This window comes from Synechococcus sp. MIT2312 (assembly GCF_059772315.1).
Window position 1 is genome coordinate 1,900,681 of sequence record NZ_CM186281.1, and the last position, 13,462, is coordinate 1,914,142.

The following is a 13,462-nucleotide window of genomic DNA, read 5'->3' on the forward strand; positions in this document are numbered from 1 at the left end:
TCTGAGGGTCCAGTGCTCCGAACCGCTGGTTTCTGTTCGGGTTCTAGTTCGCGGACTCGTCGTTCTCGTCCACCCAGGTGCTGGCCACATGCAGCTCCTCAAGCTGTTTGTCGGCAACACCGCCGGGAGCGTTCGTCATCAGACAACGCGCTTGCTGGGTCTTGGGGAAGGCGATCGTGTCACGGATTGATTCCTCGCCGGCCAGCAACATCACCATCCTGTCGACGCCGAAGGCCAGGCCTCCATGGGGAGGAGCCCCCACATCAAGAGCGTCCATCAGGAAGCCGAACTGCTCCTGGGCTTCCTCCAGAGGCAGACCCACGGTCTGCAGCACCTGTCGCTGCAGAGCCGAGTCATGGATGCGCAGCGAGCCACCACCGAGTTCGAGTCCATTGAGCACGAGGTCGTAGGCCTGAGCACGGGCTTGCGGCAGGGTCTTGGCCCACTCCGATGGATCGTTGCCAAGATCCTCGGCGTTGGGAGCGCAGAAGGGGTGATGCAGAGCCTCAAAACGATTCTCATCGCTGTTGAACTCGAACATCGGGAAATCCACGACCCAGAGGAAGTTCCATTGGTCGTTGTCCCGGTCGGCTTGGACCATGTTCAGCTCTTTGGCCAGATACTGACGCACCCTGTCGAGGGCTTTGTTCACCGTGGCGGTGTCACCGGCACCGAACAGCAGCAGCGTGCCCGGCTGGGCTCCGGTGCGACTGAGCAGCTCCTGCTTCTGTTCCTCGCTGAGGTTGTCTTTGATCGCGCCGATGGTGTCGATCTCGCCTGCTTCGCGGACGCGGATGAAGGCCAGGCCACCGGCTCCAGCGGCCTGGGCCTCACTGAACACATCTCCACCGGGCTTGATGCGCACATTGGAGAGGGCGTCGTTGCCGCCTGGCACCGCAATCACCTTCACCGCGCCGCCTGACTTCACCGCACCGCTGAACACCTTGAACCCCATGTCCTTGACGATGTCCGAAACGGTCACCAACTCCATGCCGTAACGGGTGTCGGGCCTGTCGGTGCCATAGCGTTCCATGGCGTCCTGCCAGGTCATGCGCGGGAAGGGTCTCGGCAGCTCGATTCCTTTCACCGACTGCCAGATGGCGCAGATCAGCGATTCATTGAGTTCCAGGATCTCTTCCTGATCCATGAAGCTCATCTCGATGTCCAGCTGGGTGAATTCCGGCTGTCGATCGGCGCGCAGGTCTTCGTCGCGGAAGCAGCGGGCCACCTGGTAGTAGCGCTCGATGCCCCCCACCATCAGCAGCTGTTTGAACAGCTGGGGTGACTGGGGCAGAGCGAACCATTCGCCGCCACACACGCGACTGGGCAGAACGTAATCACGAGCTCCTTCCGGTGTGGAGCGTGTCAGCACGGGAGTCTCCACCTCGATGAAGCTCTGCTCCTCCAGAAAGCGGCGAGCGGCCTGGATGGTCTGGGCGCGCAGGCGAAGGTTGTCGTTCATGCGCTTGCGGCGCAGATCCAGATAGCGGTGGCGCAGGCGCAGCTCCTCGCGTGTGTTCTCCTCGTCGTGCACCGAAACGGGGAAAGGAAGGTTTCCTTTCACGCTGTTCAAAACCTTGATTCCGCTGGCCAGCACCTCCACAGCACCGGTCGCCAGCTTGTCGTTGAGAGATTCGGCAGGGCGGGCTCGCACCTTGCCATTCACCTGCAGCACGGTTTCGCTGCGCAGATGTTCGGCCACAGCAAAAGCTTCAGCGCCCAGGTCGGGGTCCACGGTGATTTGCACGGTGCCGCTGCGGTCGCGCAGGTCAATGAAAATCACGCCGCCGTGGTCGCGGCGTCGATCCACCCAGCCGCAGAGCTGCACCTGCTTATCAATGTGCTGCTTGCGCAGGTCGCCGCAACCGTTGCTGCGCATGGGAACTATCAGCTGGTGACAGGCGAGTTTCCCATAGCCCGGGACCCTTTATCCACGTCGGTAGAAGGGCCGCTTCACCACTGTTGCCGGTTGCACCTGCCCTCGGATCTCCACGCCCAGTTCGCTTCCGACTCTGGCAAGTTCCTTGGGCACGAGGGCAAGCGCGATGGCTTCCCCCAGCGTGGGTGACCAGCTGCCGCTGGTGACCACCCCCACCTTGTCTCCGTTGTGCATCACTGGGTAGTCGTGCCGGGCAATGGCGCGTCCTTGCAGCTTCAGTCCCACCAGCCGCTGGCAGGCTCCCTCGGCGGCGACTTGCTCCAGGGCCTGACGTCCAATGAAGTCTTGCGGCATTTCAAGGTGCACCAGCCAACCGAGGCCTGTCTCGAACGGGTTGGTGCTGGCGGTCATGTCCTGGCCATACAGGTGCATGGCGGCCTCCAAACGCAGGGTGTCTCTTGCTCCAAGGCCGCAGGGCGCGACATCCAGTTCCAGCAGTTGCGCCCAGAGTCTGCGACCGTCTGTCCGGCTCAGCAGCAGCTCAGCACCGTCTTCTCCTGTGTAGCCGGTTCTGGCGCAGAACACCTGGTCACTCAGCCCTTGCAAGTGCAACAGGCGATGGCCAAAGCGGGGTAACTCGTGCAGTGACTCTCCGCTCAGTTTTTCAAGAATCCCAATGGCCTTCGGACCCTGCAGGGCGAGCAGCACGCCATCCCGCTTTTCATCTTGAACACTGAGACCTCGCGGTTCCAGCTGCTGTTTCAGCCAGGCCGTGTCGCTGTCTGCACAGGCGGCATTGATCACCACCAGCACGGTGCCGTCGCCGGATGCAGTGTCCCCCTGGTCGTAGACGATCAGGTCATCACGGATGCCGCCTTTGTCGTTCAGCAGCACGGTGTAGCAGGCCTGCCCCACTCCGATCCGGTGCAGGTCCGTTGGCACCAGAGCCTGGAGCGCGTCCTTGGGGTTGCTGCCTTCGATTCGAAGCACGCCCATGTGGGAGATGTCGAACATCCCCACGCCTTCACGCACGGCTTTGTGTTCGGCGATCAGCCCTGAGAACTGCACTGGCATTTCCCAGCCGGCGAAAGGAACCATGCGGCCTTTGGCCTCACGGCAGAGGTCATGGAGTGGCGTCCGTTGCAGATCCATGACGGAGATCAGGCGTTCACAGCGGATCCTATGGATGTCGTTCCGGTTTGCGTTGGAAGTGGAAGCAAAGCCGCAGATTGCGCCTCCAGCGTCGACCGCTAAGCAAAGCGTCCTTAGCTTGAATTACTTCTTTGAGACAGCCTTCTGTCCAAGTCTTCGTGCCAGTCCTGTCAGCACTGCATCCCTGCACAGGGCGGTGGGGGTGGTGGATGGTGCAGGTTGCGCAATCTGACGGTTCACGTTGAGCTCGCGCGGGTGATTTGGTGCCATCACTGGACGGCTCGTGCTCCGGTGCTTCCTGGCCTTGTGGCTCCCGACCAGCCTCTTGTTGGAGGCGACCGGCAGTTGGATCTTGGATCTTCCGTGGATGGGCTTGGTCAGTCCGGAGAGCCAGCCCGGGTGTTGTGAACCATCAGGGTGTGTCGTTTCAATTACGACAACCCCTGAATCGACCGCGACAATGACGAGACTGATGCTGATTCGCGTTTCTTTTGTCGGTCCCCACCCCCATGCCGACCGCTGTTCAGCTGATTGCTGAGCATCGCAATGTTGATCTGTTGCTGTTGCCGACAGGGAGCATCCTGTTTGAGCGGGGTGAGTCGGTGAGTGCTCTTTACGCGATTGAGCGTGGACTGGTGGAGCTCACGACCGGTGGTCGTGACCGCCTCCGCTATGGCGATGGAGAGGTCTTCTTCTATGAGGACCTGGTGGTTGATGACGCACATCACAGCCGAACAGCGCGTGCGATCACGCCGGTTCAGGTTCTTCGGCTGGATCGCAACAGCTTTTTGGAGCTGATTCACAGCCATCCCACACTCGTGCTCAGCCTGCTCAGTGGCCAGCACCGACGATTGCGGGAGCAACGTTTAGGCGCTGCTCACTTTTACTGAGCCATCAGCAGCAGCAGGCTGCGGGTCACCTTGGCTGCCAGAACGCTGCTGATGCCACTTCGGTCCAGTTGAGGAGCCAGTTCAACAACATCGGCTCCGACAAGGTTGTGGTGGCGTAATTCGCTTACCAGTTCAGCGAAGTGTTGCCAGAGGAAGCCTCCTGGTTCGGGCGTCCCTGTCCCCGGCATCACGGCCGGGTCAAACCAGTCCAGGTCAACAGTCAGATACAGAGGTTGTCCCCGCAAATTCTGCAGCCGGCAGACCATCTGATCGATGGGGACCAGGCGATTGCTGCTGCGCAGTTCGGAGAACTCTTCCCTGGTGCCGCTGCGAATCGCGATCTGCAGCAGCTCCCGACTGGGAAGCACATCCAGGCAGCGCCGCATGGCACACGCGTGGCTGTGGCGAGATCCCAGCCATTCATCACGCAGATCCGCGTGGGCATCCAGCTGCACGAGCGCCAGATCAGGATGCCGCTCGGCCACCGCAGCGACAGCTCCGGAGCTGATGGAGTGTTCTCCGCCCAGCATCAACGGCTTGAGCTGTAGGTCTTGGACATGGATCGTGGCGTTGTGGACGGCCTCCAGCACTGGCTCGGGGGCGCCGAAAGGGATCTCGACCGCTCCGAGGTCGACGTAGGCCATGGTTTCGAGGTCAAGGTCGAGCTGGGGGCAGTAGGTCTCAAGGCCTGTACTCACCTCCCGCACGGCTGCAGGCCCGAAACGGGTGCCAGGCCTGAAGGATGTTGTGCCGTCATAAGGCACGCCATACAGGCCCACCTTGCAGCCATCTGGATCCCGGCTGGCGCCCATGTAGATCGCCCCCTCTGGATCAAACAGTGAGTGGCCCGGGATGCTCATGCCAAGAGCTCCCGTTCAATGAAGGCTGGCATCGCGTCAAAGGCTCCGGATTGCCAGCGTGGGCTCCAGATCTCGCAGCCTGCGGCGATGCTGGCCGCCCGCTCCGGGACGGGGTTTCGATAGCGGGGGCCGTCCGCCGCCGCGAACGTCCAGCTCCACCAGCCGCTGGGGTACATCGGCACCCAGCCGTAAAGGGGGTCGGCATGGCCGAAGACATCCTTCAGCAGGCGAACAGTCTCGATGTGAACTTGCCGGAAGGCCTCCGGTGATTCGCTCTGGGTGGCGAAGACGCCTCCCGGCCTGAGGATGCGCCGGCAGTGTTCGAAGAAGCTGCGGTTGAACAGACCTTCGGCCGGACCTGCAGGATCGGAACCGTCCACGATCACCACGTCGTAGCTGGCGTGGGTGCTGTTCGCGGCCCAGGCGATGCCATCACCCACGGTGAGGTGAAAGCGGGGGTCCTGCCAGCAGCCTCCACCCACCGAAGCCAGATGCTTCTGACTGAGTTCCACCACCCGGCCATCGATTTCCACCATGTCGAGATGCTGGACGCCGGGATGGCGGAGGCATTCGCGGGCGGTACCGCCGTCGCCACCGCCGATCACCAGGATCCGTTCAGTGGTCGCGGCAGTGCAAAGAGCCGGATGCACCAGTGATTCGTGGTAATGCCGTTCCTGGCGCTCCGCCGTCATCCAGCAACCGTCCAGCAGTAGCCCTTTGCCGTAACGCTCGCTCTCAATCACGGTGATGCGCTGAAAGTCGCTTTGCTCCTCCAGCAGAACCCGTCCTGCGAGGCCATAACGAACCCCTTCATGGTGTTCATCGATCCAGCCGCCAGTGGCCGCGGATGCCTTGGTCATGAAGGTTGAGGAGGATTCCTTTCACCAGCTAAGAACAGCGTTGGTTCATCGTTGCCTGGTAACGGACCCAGACTGCCCATATCACTGTCAGTGCTCGTCGGAGTCGGAGCGTGATTCAGGATCTGCCGATCAATGACCGTTTGGTGATCCCAGCCGCTGAGTTGCAGTGGCGATTCTCCAGAGCCTCGGGTCCGGGCGGGCAGGGAGTGAACACCACCGATTCGAGAGTGGAGCTGAGATTCGACCTGGAGAGTTCCAAGGCCCTGGGTCCGTTTCGCAAGGCCCGGTTGCGGCAGCAATTGGCATCGCGATTGGAGGGGAACTGTCTGAGGGTGGTTTCTGCTGAGGAGCGTTCCCAGTGGCAGAACCGTCAGAAGGCCATGGCGCGACTGGCGGACTTGCTGAGAGAGGGACTCAAGCCGCCGCCGTCGAAGCGCAGGCCTACACGGCCGGGGCGTTCTGCTGTTCAACGCAGGCTGGATGCCAAAGGCAGGCGCAGCGAACTCAAACGTCGCCGGCAAGGCCGGCCCTCACTGGATGACTAAGCATTGGTCCAGATGAATTGCTTGGTTAAGGTGTGTTTAAGCAAGCTGTCTTGGAGGTGGATTGATGAATCAATCGCATACTCACCACCCCTCAGCTGATCTGGTCAATCTGATGCGCCTGGAAGAAGGGGCAAGGAGCTGCACGACGCGTGAACAGGCCCTTGCGTTCATCCGCGAAGCCGACCAGGTCAAGCGCCATCTCTGGGGCACAACGGAAGGCACGATCGCCGCTCACGACTGATTCCGATCAGCTGATCAGCGTCCCTGATCCTGCGACTCGCTCCGGATCGCTTGCTTGGCCTGCTGCCACAACCCCTCCAGTTTCTCGATGCTGTGGCCGTTCAGATCACCGTCCAGAGCTGCTTCCACCCGTGAGAAGCGATCCAGGAAGCGTTGATTGGTTCCTGCCAGTCCTTCCTCCGGGCTGATGACACACCAGCGGGCCACATTCACCAGGGTGAACAACACATCTCCAAGCTCCTCCTGTGCATGAGCTTTGTCGCCTGAGGAGATGGCGTCCTTGAGCTCCTCGAGTTCCTCATTCACCTTGCTCCAGACGCCGGCGATGTCCTTCCATTCGAATCCAGCCTGTGCGGCTTTTCTGGAGATGGTCATCGCCCCAGAAAGGGCCGGTTGTCCACGCACCTTGCTGGCGAGCTGATCGCTGAGGGGAGATGCCGAGACTGCGGCAGCTTTGGCCCCAGCTCGTTCCTGCGCCTTGATGGCCTCCCAGCTGATGCGAACAGCTGCGCTGTCGCGGGCTTCGGCGTCAGCAAAGACATGGGGATGGCGACGGATCAGTTTTTCGCTGATGCCCGCTGCTACAGCATTCAGATCGAATCGCTTGTCTTCCTCGGCGATGCGTGCATGCAGCACCACCTGCAGCAGCAGGTCACCGAGCTCCTCCTTCAAGTGCTGGTCATCGCCATGACGGATTGCGTCGGCTACCTCATGGGCTTCCTCCAGCACGTAAGGGGTGAGTGACTGGTGGGTCTGTTCCAGGTCCCAAGGGCAGCCGTCTGTGGGATCGCGTAACCGAGCCACCAAGTCCTCCAGCCGGCGCAGGGGATCCTGGTGCTGGAACACTGCGGAGCCTGAGGCCATGGAAACCGAACACGTTTGTGGTCACCCTCTCACCGACGTCGACGCCTCCGCCAGGGTTTGGTGAACTCCGCAGGCAGTGGATCCCCATCCAGAATCAGATGCAGCCATACGCTGCTTTCCAGGCCCAGCAGGACGCCGATCAAAGTCCGGGGATGTTGCCTGAATGCCGCCACCAGATCTGGCAATGCCTCGGACGGAGCTGGGATGGCAGGTGCGAGCAGGGATGCAGCGCTGATCCAGACCAGCAGCATCAGGGCTGACAGCCATGCCAATCGCAGGGCCATGCCGATTAGGGGGCCGTGGGATAAAAGAGATCGATGCGGAAGCAGGCGTCGATAGGGCCACCAGATCGCACCCAGCACCCCCCAGCGCCTGAGTGCGGCCGAGCGCACGTCAAGGTCCGGTGACAGCCAGAGGCCTCCCACTAAGAAGGCCAGCGCCGTCAGGGCACCATTGATCCATCCCAGCCACCATCCCGTCAGCAGGCCCATGGGCAGGCACCAGGCCAGGGTGGCCCTGTCATGGTCTCGGCCTGAGGCCACAGCAATTCGTGTTGAGCAGTTCCAGCGTGCCTCGATCAGGCAGAATCTGCTTCTCGGGCGATTAGCTCAGCGGTAGAGCACCTCCCTTACAAGGAGATTGTCACAGGTTCGATCCCCGTATCGCCCATCCCGAACCACCACTTAAAAACGCAGTTCTGAAGTGGTCACAATCCCCCACGTCTGGGAATCGGTCTAGACAGAAGCTCATCCCAGTTCGGACTGCTGGATTGCGTTCATGGTGTTGTTCAGCTCGGCGACATCAAGTAGCCCTTCAGCGCTGAACCATGGGGAGTTTTCCCAGCTGAAGCCCTCGCCAAAGGTGTTGTCTGGAGCGACGACGTACCAATGGCAGTCAACGTCTGGTACGTCCACCGAGCACTGCGACCAATCGGCTTGCCATTGCGGAACCTGCACCCACATGACTGCTGCAAGGACGACTGAAAACAGGCTTTGCAGCATTGCCATCTCAATTGAGGAGGCTGACCCTACTCGTGAGTGAACTCAGAACGATGTTCAGATCTTGAATGGCCTGATCAAGCCCCACAAAAAACGCCCCTTTCTCAAGGGGGCGCGAAGTGAGGGTCCGTGTCCCAGGTATTCAACTTGAGATTTCCGTGCTGTCCAGCCGGCCAGTGATGACCAACCATGACTCAAGTCCGACGGCAGCCCGTCTTGTCTGAAGCGCAAAGGAAAGACAGCGCATCTGCGAGCGGCGAGCCCCTGCCAGTCGCGCTTTCAGCCGGAAGGGTTTCAGCACCTTTCCCGACCGGATTCATCTGAGGTCAGTTCAGTCACCGGGAGCCACGCAAGCACCCATGCGATTGCCATGATTCCGCCGCGGGGAAATGAAAGGCCCACGCGCGTCTCGACAAACCCGGCGGCGTAATGCGGATTGCAGCGTCGGGTTAGTCAACGTTGCCCACCAGCAGTGATCTGCTTCATCAGGCAGATTCTTTCACTTTCTCGGCGGTTGACGAAGGCATCGACCAGAGCATTTCGACCCGTTGTTTGGATTCCTCCTGCGACTGCGCTGGAGATGTCTGCCAAGTGGAGGCGGCTGAGCATCGTGTTGGGCTCTTCAGCCAACTGCTTCTGGACATTGGATCCATCGCGGTTAAAGACACCTTCCCGGAAATCTGTCGTTGTGTCTGTCAAGCAGTGGACACATGTCTCGCAATGCTCAGCTGCAGGGCCCGATCGCTTTTGGCGAAGCAATCAGGGCAGGCATGATGCTGCTGCTTGCTGGAGTCGATCGAGCCTTTGCTCACGGGAGCCCCAGAGTTCAATCAGCTTTGGCCGATTCTTGTCTGGCATGACTGAGAAGCGCTCATCCCGATAGATCTGTTTAAAGATCGCATCGACTTCTGCTCGGTAAGGAAGATCGACGGGTCTGATGCCGTCATCCTCCATGTCCACCGGCCAGAGATCGGTCATGGGGACAAAGACAATCAAGTCAAGCCTCTGAAGAGTCTCTTTGACTCTCGGCACCATGGCCTCCACGAATGCATCATCAATATCGGTTGTTTTCTTGTCAGCTGTGTATTGCGAGTACGCGATGTAATCCACTGGAGCACGATCGAAAATCACACAGTCGTTGATTGATGAATAAAGATTCACGCGACTGGCGTTGTAATACATCTGTATGCCGTTGTGAAGACGGTTGCTTTCCTGACGGAACCGGATGTCATACATTTCGCCATCGAGGGCACGAAACGGCTCCTCTTCACGTGTGTATTGGGGGTGCCGTTTGATCCAATCCCAGACCAAGGTGCTTTTGCCGAGAGAGTGAGATCCGCTGATGGCGATGCGCATGTTGAGATCGGTGGTCGAGACCCATCATTCATTATGTTTCGACCTCAATGCAATGGGGTAGGGCTTCATTGCCAAATGCAAAGCCAGATGTCCGAGCGGATGCGACTTTGGTTCGTCCTGGCACCTCTGTTGGGGGATTCATTGGCCTGAACAATCACACCTTTGGGTGATGTGAGTTCAGCCTGTTTCGGCGATGGTGGAGTGATCGAAGTGATGACTTCCATGACTCGTTGCCTGCAGATGCAATCCTTTTTTTTCAGCTCACTCACCCGTTATTGCAGCGATTGCCGCTGATTGGAAAAGCTGAACTATGGCGTGGTGGTCGAAAGCCTTTGCCGATTCGGCTTTCAACAACACCCTTCTAACCAACAGAATGATTTGAATGAAACAATCAATGTCAGGAACAAGTGCCAAAGCCCATTTGCTTGAGTTGCTGCTCGAGCCACTGAAAGGCTGCAAAGGTCTCTACAACTACAGGCAGGATCTCATGACAAATATCATGAAGATGCCAGACCTACAAGTGAGGGAATATCTCGATTATCACGAGCGTTGTGATGCTCTTGGATAATGCGCTAGCACTCTCATGGATGACGAGTTTGCAGATCTGACACACAAGAATGATGATCGACTGATCACTGATCTTGACAATCATGTTGTCTGCACTTGTTGAGGCCAAACAAGTGAACTGTGTTGCCTCTTCGATCCCGATCAATTCGCTGCGGAGGTTTCAGTTCCGGATCACACCTTCAGCCTGGATGCTGCAGGTTCGGCACCATTGGTGATTGATCAGCCAGACATCGACGCTGCACCGATGTCTGGCTTGGATCCCGCTTAAAGGCCAATGGTGTGGAGTAGGCCCTCGCCACTGATCAATTCCGTTGCGATCGCAGCAATGAATCCGAGCATGGCCAGACGACCGTTTAACTTCTCCGCCCGAGCGTGGAACCCCCAACCGGCGTCAGGTCCAGCAAGTTCCATCAGTGGCTCCTTGGGGTAGACGTTGTCGTGCCCCTCAAGATCGTGAGTCACCAGTCCTGTGGGTGCTTCAAGTGTGGTTGCTGTCATGGATGTCTCCGTGTGGGACCTGTTCGGTCTACGCCTGCTGTTGTCTGCCTGGGAGGCAGGACAGCCGCCCATGCAGGTTCGGTTTCAGGACCTTTTCAGACGGGTTCCACGGGAGCACATTCACCGCTTCGCTGTCCCGAGTGCGGGACACTGACCCCCTTCTCACTCAGGCAAGTTTTCGACCGCACGGTGCATGAAACGTTTCACCAGCGGCATGGGCCAACCCTCGCGCTGCAGTGACTCAGCAATGTGATCAACCTGGAGAGCAATTTCCTCTGCGACGACATCCTCCAGCAGGGATTCGGAATGGTCAGTGCTGCTTGTCATGGGGATGGATGGCATTCATTCGCTTTAGCCCTGGTTCAGACAGGGCTGCAAATGCTTCAGCAATTCAGGAAACAATTGCGCATTTGCTTGCCCAGCTGATTTCGGTTGGCCAGAACTGAACCATCCGCGCAGTCTTGATGGCACCGAGCTCTCCCCAGCGGCACCCCGACGACATCACGCACCATCTGCTTCGCGCTTTTGGGGTTCTGGTAGGGGTCAGCGTCATGGCAGTGGTGGTCTGGCTTGTCACTGCTTCGCAAGCCACCAGCTCCAGGCTGCCTATGGACATTGCGCTGGATCGCGTTGAGTCCTCCGAAAAGGGTCGGATTCGAAGACCTCACTAAATCCCCTGGTTTACACCTGTGGAGAGTCACTGGAGAGTCATGGTTTCTGTGGAGAGTCACATCTGCGAATCTCTAGTGCACCGGCGGTGAACAGCGTCGCCAGCCTGTCCTCAACATCGTCTCCCAAGCTTCGATGGCGTTGTGTCTGAGCATTCGTCGTCGTGACTGGGGCTCGGGGGGATGGGGTGGCACCCATTCATAAGTTCTCACGGAGACCCATTGCTCCTGGGCCGATGGCGTGTCGGGTTTGAACTGCACCAGCAGCTTTTGTGCGCCGTTCACCAACCACCCCTCTCCTCCGGACTTCACTGGAGCTTCTTGGGTGGTCCCATTGCGGTTTGGCATGTTCAGCAGTCTGATCACACCCTGCTCAAAAGGATCATCAGGCCCAATGGTTGTTTGATCGGGTGTTGGTGTGATTCAGCTCTTGGTCAGGCATCTGTTGCAGAGCCCGAAGAATTCCAGCGTGTGAAAGATCAGCTTGAAGTCGTCCGTTTCCGGAGCCTGCACTTTCAATTCATGTATCGGGCACTGCTCCAGTGTCTGCGTTGTGCCGCAGCTCACACAGGTGAGATGGTGCTGATCACGATCGACCGGTGCGTAGAGCGCTTCGCCTGTCGGCAGATGCCGGCAACGCACCTTGCCCCGTTGATGGAGTTTGCGCAGATTGCGATATACGGTTGCAAGCCCCATGGCGCCCGGTTGCCCCTCCAGGCAGCGATGCAGCTGCTGGCCGGTCATTTCGGACTGACTCTTTTGCAGTTCCTCCAGCAGCAATTGCTGCCGTTGCGTGCCTGTGGATCCTTGCTGCTCCATGCTGAAATCTGACCTCATGCCGCTGCGCTTCTGGTTTGGATCAGTTCGTCACTGATTGTCCAAAGACGGGACCTCTGTTCCTGGCTGCGAGCGGCACGAGCCACGGGCTGTTGTTTGGGTGCACCGCGCATTCCTCCAAACTGACTGGGGCCATAGTGCTCTCCACCTTTTGCAGATGGGGATGTTGCCGCCAGAAGCTGTGGTAGCGCTCCCTGAGCTGCGCTCTGGAACATGGGATCCATCAATCGGTAAGCCAGTGCTTCCTGCCAGGCACCACTCGATGCCACCGAGAGCGGTTGAAGATTCGTCCGCGCCAGGCCTGGATGGGCCGCCAGAGATCTCACGCTGCTTCCCGATTGCTCGAGACGCTGGTTTAACTCCAGTGCAAACATCACATTGGCCAACTTGCTCTGGCTGTAAGCCTTCCAGCGGTCGTAGCACTTTTCACCGCTCAGGTCATCCCAAGCGATCGCTCCGAAATATTGCGCTCCCGAGGTGACGGTGACGACTCGAGCTTGCTCGCGGCCTTCCATCAGAGGCAGCAGGGCCTGGGTCAGAGCGAAGTGGCCGAGGTGATTCACCGCGAACTGCATTTCATGCCCCTGTTGACTCAGCAGCCGTGGAGGCGCCATCACTCCCGCGTTGTTGATCAAAAGATCCAACCGCTCGTAGCGCGACTGAACTTCTCGGCAGCAGACATCGACACTGTCGAGATCAGCGAGATCCAGGTCGAGCAGGTCCACGCCAGAGGACCCCAGCTCCAGCAATTCCGCGCGGGCCGCCTCTCCTTTGCGGCGGCTGCGACAGGCCATCAGCACAGTCGCTCCTGCCCGGAGCAAGGCCCGAGTGGTTTCGAGGCCAAGGCCACTGTTGGCCCCTGTGACGAGGGCGATCCGTCCTCGCAAGTCAGGCATGTCGTCGATGGTCCAGCCCATGCGGCGATATCAGCGCCCGATCAGTCTCGCGGGTTCGCTCAGTCTTCGGGGAAGAGCAGGCCAGCGAGTTCGTCGGCATCCACGTCATAGACGCGCGCCAGCGAAGTTTCGATCGCGCTGGTCACCTCGCCAGGCAGGAAGCGCATGGCATTGAGAGCGTCTTCAGCGATCTCGTCGGTGAGCAGGATGTCCTCGGAATCCAGTTTTTCGTCGTTGATGATGGCCATCACCCAGCTCTGATAGGCATAAACCAGATCCGAGAACTCGAGTTCGGGATCATTGAGATCCAGGGTCATGGTCAGGCGTAGACGCGCAACACCAGTCTGACCCC

General features: G+C 59.2%; 21 protein-coding genes and 1 tRNA gene. 7 read left to right on the plus strand and 15 right to left on the minus strand.

The window, feature by feature from the left end; genetic code table 11:
• Nucleotides 1-43: 43 nt before the first annotated feature.
• Both aspS and gcvT read right to left on the minus strand, forming a co-directional pair.
• Complete coding sequence (gene aspS / locus AC6EI9_RS10610; protein ID WP_498467733.1) at nt 44-1,879, minus strand: aspartate--tRNA ligase; 1,836 nt, start codon at nt 1,877-1,879, stop codon at nt 44-46.
• A 48-nt stretch (nt 1,880-1,927) separates the two neighbouring features.
• Complete coding sequence (gcvT, locus tag AC6EI9_RS10615) at nt 1,928-3,031, minus strand: glycine cleavage system aminomethyltransferase GcvT (protein ID WP_498467734.1); 1,104 nt, start codon at nt 3,029-3,031, stop codon at nt 1,928-1,930.
• Nucleotides 3,032-3,250: 219 nt separating this feature from the next.
• On the opposite strand from gcvT, the gene AC6EI9_RS10620 reads away from it, so the two are divergent.
• Both AC6EI9_RS10620 and AC6EI9_RS10625 read left to right on the plus strand, forming a co-directional pair.
• On the plus strand, nt 3,251-3,439 hold the full coding sequence (locus AC6EI9_RS10620) for a hypothetical protein (RefSeq protein ID WP_498467735.1): 189 nt from the start codon (nt 3,251-3,253) through the stop codon (nt 3,437-3,439).
• Between the two features lie 101 nt (nt 3,440-3,540).
• Nucleotides 3,541-3,921 (plus strand): cyclic nucleotide-binding domain-containing protein, encoded by a 381-nt coding sequence (locus tag AC6EI9_RS10625; protein ID WP_498467736.1) that lies wholly within the window; start codon nt 3,541-3,543, stop codon nt 3,919-3,921.
• Here the strand turns inward: AC6EI9_RS10625 and speB are convergent.
• Nucleotides 3,915-4,781: an agmatinase gene (gene speB, locus AC6EI9_RS10630; RefSeq protein WP_498467737.1), complete on the minus strand. Its 867-nt coding sequence runs from the start codon at nt 4,779-4,781 to the stop codon at nt 3,915-3,917. The genes AC6EI9_RS10625 and speB overlap by 7 nt on opposite strands.
• Nucleotides 4,778-5,641: a polyamine aminopropyltransferase gene (gene speE / locus AC6EI9_RS10635; protein WP_498467738.1), complete on the minus strand. Its 864-nt coding sequence runs from the start codon at nt 5,639-5,641 to the stop codon at nt 4,778-4,780. Before speE ends, speB begins: the two co-directional genes overlap by 4 nt.
• A gap of 110 nt (nt 5,642-5,751) precedes the next feature.
• Between speE and arfB the strand changes: the two genes are divergently transcribed.
• Nucleotides 5,752-6,186 carry an alternative ribosome rescue aminoacyl-tRNA hydrolase ArfB gene (gene arfB / locus AC6EI9_RS10640; RefSeq protein ID WP_498467739.1) on the plus strand — a complete coding sequence of 145 codons (435 nt, stop codon included), beginning with the start codon at nt 5,752-5,754 and terminating at the stop codon, nt 6,184-6,186.
• Nucleotides 6,187-6,250: 64 nt separating this feature from the next.
• The gene (locus AC6EI9_RS10645) at nt 6,251-6,427 is read left to right on the plus strand and encodes a hypothetical protein (RefSeq protein ID WP_498467740.1); all 177 of its coding nucleotides are present in this window, start codon (nt 6,251-6,253) and stop codon (nt 6,425-6,427) included.
• Between the two features lie 14 nt (nt 6,428-6,441).
• On the opposite strand, the gene mazG is transcribed toward AC6EI9_RS10645, so the two are convergent.
• Together mazG and AC6EI9_RS10655 are read right to left on the minus strand one after the other, a co-directional pair.
• Nucleotides 6,442-7,290: a nucleoside triphosphate pyrophosphohydrolase gene (gene mazG / locus AC6EI9_RS10650; protein ID WP_498467741.1), complete on the minus strand. Its 849-nt coding sequence runs from the start codon at nt 7,288-7,290 to the stop codon at nt 6,442-6,444.
• 29 nt (nt 7,291-7,319) lie between these two features.
• Nucleotides 7,320-7,832, minus strand: coding sequence for a metal-binding protein (locus AC6EI9_RS10655; protein ID WP_498467742.1), 513 nt, complete (start codon nt 7,830-7,832; stop codon nt 7,320-7,322).
• Nucleotides 7,833-7,887: 55 nt separating this feature from the next.
• On the opposite strand from AC6EI9_RS10655, the gene AC6EI9_RS10660 reads away from it, so the two are divergent.
• Nucleotides 7,888-7,959 (plus strand) — tRNA-Val (locus AC6EI9_RS10660).
• A 77-nt stretch (nt 7,960-8,036) separates the two neighbouring features.
• Here AC6EI9_RS10660 and AC6EI9_RS10665 read toward each other — a convergent pair.
• From AC6EI9_RS10665 to AC6EI9_RS10680, 4 genes are all read right to left on the minus strand, one after another.
• Nucleotides 8,037-8,291 (minus strand): DUF8643 family protein, encoded by a 255-nt coding sequence (locus AC6EI9_RS10665; protein ID WP_498470033.1) that lies wholly within the window; start codon nt 8,289-8,291, stop codon nt 8,037-8,039.
• Nucleotides 8,292-8,741: 450 nt separating this feature from the next.
• A complete protein-coding gene (locus tag AC6EI9_RS10670) occupies nt 8,742-8,987 on the minus strand; it encodes a hypothetical protein (protein WP_498467743.1) in 246 nt (81 codons plus the stop codon).
• A gap of 60 nt (nt 8,988-9,047) precedes the next feature.
• Nucleotides 9,048-9,644 carry an AAA family ATPase gene (locus AC6EI9_RS10675; protein ID WP_498467744.1) on the minus strand — a complete coding sequence of 199 codons (597 nt, stop codon included), beginning with the start codon at nt 9,642-9,644 and terminating at the stop codon, nt 9,048-9,050.
• Between the two features lie 831 nt (nt 9,645-10,475).
• Nucleotides 10,476-10,709 (minus strand): CAB/ELIP/HLIP family chlorophyll-binding protein, encoded by a 234-nt coding sequence (locus AC6EI9_RS10680; protein WP_498467745.1) that lies wholly within the window; start codon nt 10,707-10,709, stop codon nt 10,476-10,478.
• Here AC6EI9_RS10680 and AC6EI9_RS10685 point away from each other — a divergent pair.
• On the plus strand, nt 10,708-10,863 hold the full coding sequence (locus AC6EI9_RS10685) for a hypothetical protein (protein WP_498467746.1): 156 nt from the start codon (nt 10,708-10,710) through the stop codon (nt 10,861-10,863). The two genes, AC6EI9_RS10680 and AC6EI9_RS10685, sit on opposite strands and share 2 nt — an antisense overlap.
• 8 nt (nt 10,864-10,871) lie before the next feature.
• On the opposite strand, the gene AC6EI9_RS10690 is transcribed toward AC6EI9_RS10685, so the two are convergent.
• Nucleotides 10,872-11,036 carry a hypothetical protein gene (locus tag AC6EI9_RS10690; RefSeq protein WP_498467747.1) on the minus strand — a complete coding sequence of 55 codons (165 nt, stop codon included), beginning with the start codon at nt 11,034-11,036 and terminating at the stop codon, nt 10,872-10,874.
• Nucleotides 11,037-11,173: 137 nt separating this feature from the next.
• On the opposite strand from AC6EI9_RS10690, the gene AC6EI9_RS10695 reads away from it, so the two are divergent.
• Entirely contained in the window at nt 11,174-11,380 is a 207-nt protein-coding gene (locus tag AC6EI9_RS10695; RefSeq protein ID WP_498467748.1) for a hypothetical protein, read from the plus strand.
• Between the two features lie 72 nt (nt 11,381-11,452).
• On the opposite strand, the gene AC6EI9_RS10700 is transcribed toward AC6EI9_RS10695, so the two are convergent.
• The 4 genes from AC6EI9_RS10700 to AC6EI9_RS10715 form a co-directional block, all read right to left on the minus strand.
• Nucleotides 11,453-11,725, minus strand: a complete 273-nt coding sequence (locus AC6EI9_RS10700; RefSeq protein ID WP_498467749.1) for a DUF1651 domain-containing protein — start codon at nt 11,723-11,725, stop codon at nt 11,453-11,455.
• Between the two features lie 75 nt (nt 11,726-11,800).
• The gene (locus AC6EI9_RS10705; RefSeq protein ID WP_498467750.1) at nt 11,801-12,214 is read right to left on the minus strand and encodes a Fur family transcriptional regulator; all 414 of its coding nucleotides are present in this window, start codon (nt 12,212-12,214) and stop codon (nt 11,801-11,803) included.
• Nucleotides 12,211-13,131 (minus strand): oxidoreductase, encoded by a 921-nt coding sequence (locus AC6EI9_RS10710; protein WP_498467751.1) that lies wholly within the window; start codon nt 13,129-13,131, stop codon nt 12,211-12,213. The genes AC6EI9_RS10705 and AC6EI9_RS10710 overlap by 4 nt, the downstream gene beginning before the upstream one ends.
• A 38-nt stretch (nt 13,132-13,169) precedes the next feature.
• Nucleotides 13,170-13,427: a hypothetical protein gene (locus AC6EI9_RS10715; RefSeq protein ID WP_498467752.1), complete on the minus strand. Its 258-nt coding sequence runs from the start codon at nt 13,425-13,427 to the stop codon at nt 13,170-13,172.
• Nucleotides 13,428-13,462 lie beyond the last annotated feature (35 nt).